Consider the following 5,993-nt stretch of genomic DNA (forward strand, 5'->3'; position numbering starts at 1 on the left):
GAGATGAGGGATGGTAGCCTCCAAGAACCCAGGCATCTCTTTCTATTAAAAACACCAACGGGTTGAAGGCCACCCCGGCAGAGAAAGCTGACCCTTCTGCCGACAATCTTCGGAATTACCTAGAAATAAGGCAAGAATAAAAAACTATTTCCCCTTTTGTTAAAAATAAAAAGGAGAGGGAAAATGGGAAATATCTACGAAAACTCTCTCAAGGTAACAGTAGAAGGAAAAGGAAAAGAAATAGCTAAAAAAGTGCTGGTTACATTTAGAAAACGGTTTGGCAGTGAAGCTTTACTGTTTTAAAGACGAACACAAGTGCCCCGGCTGCAGGTGATATGCGGACAAATTTTATGTCCTTGCTAACAGCCCTGAAGAGGCCCAGAGGATTTTTAAAGAAGACTCTGCTCTTTGCGGGGAGTGTATTGCTGAGTTGATCAGTAAAAAGGGGTATCTGGTTGCAACAGACATAGAAAGCCCCATCCGCCCGCCGACTTTTTAATATGGGTTTTGGTGGCTTCATGATCCTTTCTCCTTGGTATTTAGGAAATATGAACCTCTTCATCCATAATTATTTTATGCAAAATTGCATCAACTTTTTGTTTAATCTGTTTAATTTGTTTATCTAATTGCCAAATTCCTGATTCGATAGTTATTTTTATATCTTCATTTTCAAAATCTTCGAGATTTAATTTATTTTCGTTATATGCGACAGGATTGTAATAGTATTTTGATATTTCTTCTTTTTTAGGACGAGGAAGATCTGGAATTTTAATATATTCCCAGTATTTCTGAGCCAAACTTCCTCCTTGACCACCAACAGAGATATAATCAAGAAATCCTACCAATCTTAAATACCCTAAAAATAATCCTAAAAAAATACTTTCAATCTCCTCTTCTTCACCCCTCTTAAAAATCGTAATACCATGAATATTTGTTATAGCTTTATTATCTATATCAATAAATACACAAAACCTTCCAATAGTTCCTTCAGCTGAAAACAATATTTCTCCTTTGTTTAAGACTTGTAGTTTCCTCGGATTTCCCAAATATTCATATTTAGTTACTGTACCATAATCTGATAAATTTAAGGGTCTAATCAATTTGTAAAAGTTTGGTTTGTATTCTTCAGTATAAATACTTCTCCCAATTTGAGAAACTTGCAAATTTTGCCCCCTTTTAAAGTCAAACCCCAATTCAAAAATATTTTTGGCACCATGAGTATAATTCTCTATAATAAACTGCTTCTTTTTGTAGTTTTCACAAAATACTCCTGCATCTAGCCTACCAGTTTCTTCTAAATCTTTCAGAGTTGGAGGAGTATAATAAAATTTATTCGGCTTTTGGTTTTCTTTTATCTCTCTATCTATTAGATCCATAATCTTATAATATTTCTTTTTTATCTCCGCTTCTTTTCTTATTATTGATCTTGTCAAAAGACTTACAAATTTGATTACTTCATCTGCATTTTGTTGATTTGGAAACGGAATTAGCGTATCTAACCATAATGTTTTTGCGTGTCTTATTGTGGCTCCTCTTGCCGTCAGTAAGTCTATTTGAGCTTTAAAAAACTTGTGCTTCATAAAACCTAACACATAGTATCTTACATCCTCTAAAAATCTCAATCGGACTATTCCACCAGAAATCATAAATTTAGGCACATCTTTATCTAAGTAAGCAACATCTCCAATATTTGCGTCTTTGGCAAGTAAAATATCACCTTTCTGCAAATTAAAATTTTTAAAAGCTGTAGGTAAAATTGGTACTGCACATTCAACATTATTTAATACAGGTAGGAAATAAGATGATTGTAATGCTTTTGTTCTTATAAAATAAAAATTTGATTTGTTTATATAGGCAAATGAGCCAACTTCTTCGCCTTTTGTTGGTTTCTCCAATAATAAATCTCTGAGCTTCTTAACGTTTTTATTTTTAAATGCAAGAATTTTATAGCTACTTGGAGAAAGAGAATGTTTCTCTTCTAAATCCTTATAGGTAATTATATTAGGAATTTGTACATACTCCATGTTATTCACCTAAAAAGAGTTCTTTTAGAGTTTTTTCTTGTCCTAATGCCCATTCTCTGAATTCTTTAATAGTTTCTGTAAATTCTTCATCAAGAATAGGATTTCCTTCCTTATCTGTTTCTATTTCAAAAGTTTTCTCGTTTATTTTCCAAAGAGGATTATAGTATTTTACCCTTCTGGAAGTTCTCACTTCATATCCAACTCGTTTAATATCTTTAATAAAAATCTCGTATCCTTGTTTTTTTAGTTTTTCTAATTCTTTCTTCTTAGGTTTATATGCAATTATCAAAGTGGTATTTGCCCCTGTATCCGCAAATACATTTGGAGGAAGGTCGAAAAGTGCTACTATTCTAACATTCTCCAACAACCACCTCCGTGCCCTTTCCCACCTGTCAATTGATGCGATACTATTTGATTGGACTATACCCATCCTTCCATTTTCTTTTAGTAATCTTACTGCATTTTCTAAAAAAATAAGCCCTAAATCTATCCAGTCTTTCTGTTTACATAAATTCCACAACTCGTAACATTCTGCAATTTTCTTATCTTCAGATGTTTTAGCCCTGTATGCTCTATCTTCGCCAAATGGAGGATTAGTAAGAACAACATCAAACTTTTTTATTTCGGTTTTATCTGGCCAGTTATCCCAATTTCCGTTTTTATGAAATTCAGGTATAATCCCAACAACCTTTCCTGTAACATCAATTTTATGATCTATAGAACCCTTATCGGGAATATAATATAATTTTGCATTTCCATCACCATTAAGAAGCATATTTAATTGGGCTAGCATAATCATCTGTTGATCATTATCTATTCCATATAAATTCGCATCATTTAACTTAGGTACAGAATTAACATAACTTAAAGAAAGAAAATCAGCTATACCAACGCAAGGATCTATTACAGTTTCATCACCTCGTGGGTTTACAATCTTCACCAAGAAATCTATCAACCATATTGGAGTTATAAATTGTCCTTTTCTTTCTTTGGCAAACTCATTGGCAAACCTATAAAATACCAATTGGTAAAGGTCTGTTTTATAAGACTTCACAAAAGAATAGTCCTGAAAATTTTTTACTATTGAGACAATAGCAGAAATATGGGATTTGTTTTTCCAATCAATAATATTTTGCCCTAATATCGTCGGATAAATACCCTTTGCATCATTATATATATCTTTAATTCTACCAATAAACCTTTGAATAGAAGTATCTGCAAGTGATTTATATTTTCTTTCCTCATCAGTAATGTAAAACCTCAACTTTTTCTTTCTATTTCTTTCATTAGTCTTTTCGTCAAATATCTTTAGAGCCAAAGTTTGAATCAATAAGCCATAGCCTATTTGATTAACAAGTCCAACTTTATCTAAGGTTCGAAGTATATTAGAAAGTGCATCGTTTACTTGTTTAGTGTGTATACCAGAAATAGTTTCCAGATCATCGATAGTTCGGTTTGTTCTGTCAATTGTTTTTGGTTTAATTATTTTATTGAGTATATCATGAAAAGAAGGGATACTGAGATAACTGTCAGGCAGATGTAAAGATAAGTCTTTTGTTCCACTCTCTCCTCCCTTTTGGTTTTTTGACTCATCATATCTTAATATTTTGTTATTCTTCTTTTGAAATATCCAAACCCGCTCTGTATCATAATAGAATCCAATAACAAATTCTTTCTCAGATTCTTTCATAGCCGGTTTAAGTTGTTGATTAAAGTATTTTTCAATATCACGCCCATCTTCTTTTTTGAATTCAATAGCTACAATAAGGTGCTTTCTTAACCAATCTAGTGAGTCTTGGTTTTTATTTTGCCAAAAGTCATTATATTTCTCTAACCAATTATCATCGTCAAAAATAGCTCCATCTAGTTTTATTGGTTTTGAGGAAGGGCTTCCTTTTGGAAAATACACCTCAACACCGATAAAATCTTTCGAATATAATCCGCTATAAATAAGAGAATAAATAAATTGCCATTTATAATATTCTTCTATTTTTTTGCCTTTTTCATTTCTGATTTTTATATTCTCAATAATCTTACCGTTCACAGGGACCAAACTTTTCTTTAAAAAAGAGATACTTCCATATTCTTTGTCAAATTCTTCTTTAGCTTTAAGAAATGATTTAGTAAGTTCGCCTGAAACCACATTACCTAATTTAAGCTGTTTAGTCATGTTTTCTCCCCTTCTTAAATTTTTTAATTTCCTTTTTCATAAATAATTCAAATTGTTTAGATAAGATAATGCGCCCTTTTCTTCGCAGTATTTTTTATATTCATCTAAATTTTAGAATCAACAGATAAGGTTACTCTTTTGCTTGCCATGTTCCAACCTCTTTATGTATCATTATTGGTATACCAACTGCCTTTCCCCTTTCTGGCAACAAAGTCTATACCTCCCCACTCCACCAGGCCTGAGCTGTAAACCTTTATTTTATAAACAGGACAACAGCCAAAGCAGGGCGTTCTTTCCAGGGTAATGTAATCAAATGGATGAACTTCGTTTATCATCGCCGCCTTCTTTGCCGGAATTGCTATCGGCTCTCGAATAACAGCTTTTTCCTAAGATAGTACCAACTACCGCTCCTGTAATTCCTCCTATAACCGCTCCAGGTACTCCTCCTAATAATGCACCACTTATTATTCCAACAACCATCCCTCCAGCAGCTATTGCTGATTCACCTTCTGCAGGCTTTTGAAAACGCTCTTTCCTTGCACGTAGATCATAGTTTATCTCTAGACTGGCTCCATTACCTTTTGGTGGTTCATTAAGAATCTCGCCTTTATAACAACGTAAAAAACTCCTCATTACTTCACAGCAAACAGGCATTCTGTGATTGTGACCAGGATAGCCACCAACATGCCTGTGAAGATCCCCTGCTTTTACAACAAGATAATCTGCACCAGCGTTCTTTGCTGCTTGAAAAGCCTCCCTTAATACACGTTTAAAATCACATTCTGTGGGAATACTAACGCTAAAAGATGGAAGAGGAAGATCTCTAAAATTCAGGCGCACTGGTATTTGACGTTTTCTTTCAGAAAGCCCCTGAATCCTTTTCTTAATATTTTCTTTTGTTTCTTCATCTGGGGCAAGTTCTGCTGCCTGCTTATAATAGCCCTTAGCTTCATCGGGACGGAAGTATCTCAGCAGAAGGTGCCCTACTTCCAGAGCAACAAGGTAATTGTTTGTTCTCAAAAATAAATCCTCAAGACATCCGATTTGACACTCCACTTGTGGACGTTGTTTACATTCCCGGATCTTAGCTTTTATCTGGGCTAAGTTTTCTCCAGCCATATTATGCCTCTCTAATAAGTTTTAGGCGTAAATACATTGTAGATTTTTATGTCAACTATCCTAGGTGGCTTTTTACTAATCTCCCTGGCAGCCTACCACTACCCTTTTCCTCAATTTCTTTTGGAACTAGCTAATGCTTCTCATTTCCCTGTTTTCTACAGTTCTATCAAATTTTCTTTTACTAAAGTAAAAACCACATCCAATTGGCCGTTTTCCTTTTTGTCTGGTGCTATCTTTTCCCAAAATTTTCCTTTTGATATCTGGTTTACTACTTGTTTTGCAGGAATTCCTTTTTCACTTTCTATTCTACGCAGTAGGTCAACTGCTTTTATAGCATATTGTTTATTTTTCTCAGAAGCCGTGTAAGAACCAGGTGGAATTCCCTTTACCATTCCCTCTTCACAAAGCCCCAGGAAAGCACCTTTGGGACATCCTTTTTGTGCCGTTGAACTTCCTTCCTTCTCAACAACTTTGTCCCATGCTTCAGTTATGTCCTTTGCCTCTCCTGAGTCAAACAGTTCTATTACTTCTAATGCAATTTTACCAAAAATTCCCATAATTACCTCCTGTTTCCCTTTTATGATTGACATCTTGCTAGAGCCAAGCTTATTTGTAGAAAAACTCCTTACTACCTACACGCCCACGGGCTTTCTCTGCAAAGAACATCCAGGTTATGTTGT

At 34.3% G+C, this 5,993-nt stretch carries 5 protein-coding genes; all 5 read right to left on the minus strand.

Going from position 1 to position 5,993, the window contains the following annotated elements; translation table 11 throughout:
* Positions 1–539: 539 nt before the first annotated feature.
* Positions 540–2,024, minus strand: a complete 1,485-nt coding sequence (locus J7J33_03220) for a restriction endonuclease subunit S (GenBank protein ID MCD6168300.1) — start codon at positions 2,022–2,024, stop codon at positions 540–542.
* Between the two features lies 1 nt (position 2,025).
* Positions 2,026–4,194 (minus strand): N-6 DNA methylase, encoded by a 2,169-nt coding sequence (locus tag J7J33_03225; GenBank protein ID MCD6168301.1) that lies wholly within the window; start codon positions 4,192–4,194, stop codon positions 2,026–2,028.
* A 161-nt stretch (positions 4,195–4,355) separates the two neighbouring features.
* Positions 4,356–4,529, minus strand: a complete 174-nt coding sequence (locus J7J33_03230) for a hypothetical protein (protein ID MCD6168302.1) — start codon at positions 4,527–4,529, stop codon at positions 4,356–4,358.
* A complete protein-coding gene (locus J7J33_03235; GenBank protein MCD6168303.1) occupies positions 4,504–5,313 on the minus strand; it encodes a hypothetical protein in 810 nt (269 codons plus the stop codon). The genes J7J33_03230 and J7J33_03235 overlap by 26 nt, the downstream gene beginning before the upstream one ends.
* 155 nt (positions 5,314–5,468) lie before the next feature.
* Positions 5,469–5,870 (minus strand): hypothetical protein, encoded by a 402-nt coding sequence (locus J7J33_03240; protein MCD6168304.1) that lies wholly within the window; start codon positions 5,868–5,870, stop codon positions 5,469–5,471.
* Positions 5,871–5,993: the final 123 nt, after the last annotated feature.

It is taken from the genome of Caldisericia bacterium (assembly GCA_021158845.1).
Taxonomy (GTDB): Bacteria; Caldisericota; Caldisericia; order B22-G15; family B22-G15; genus B22-G15.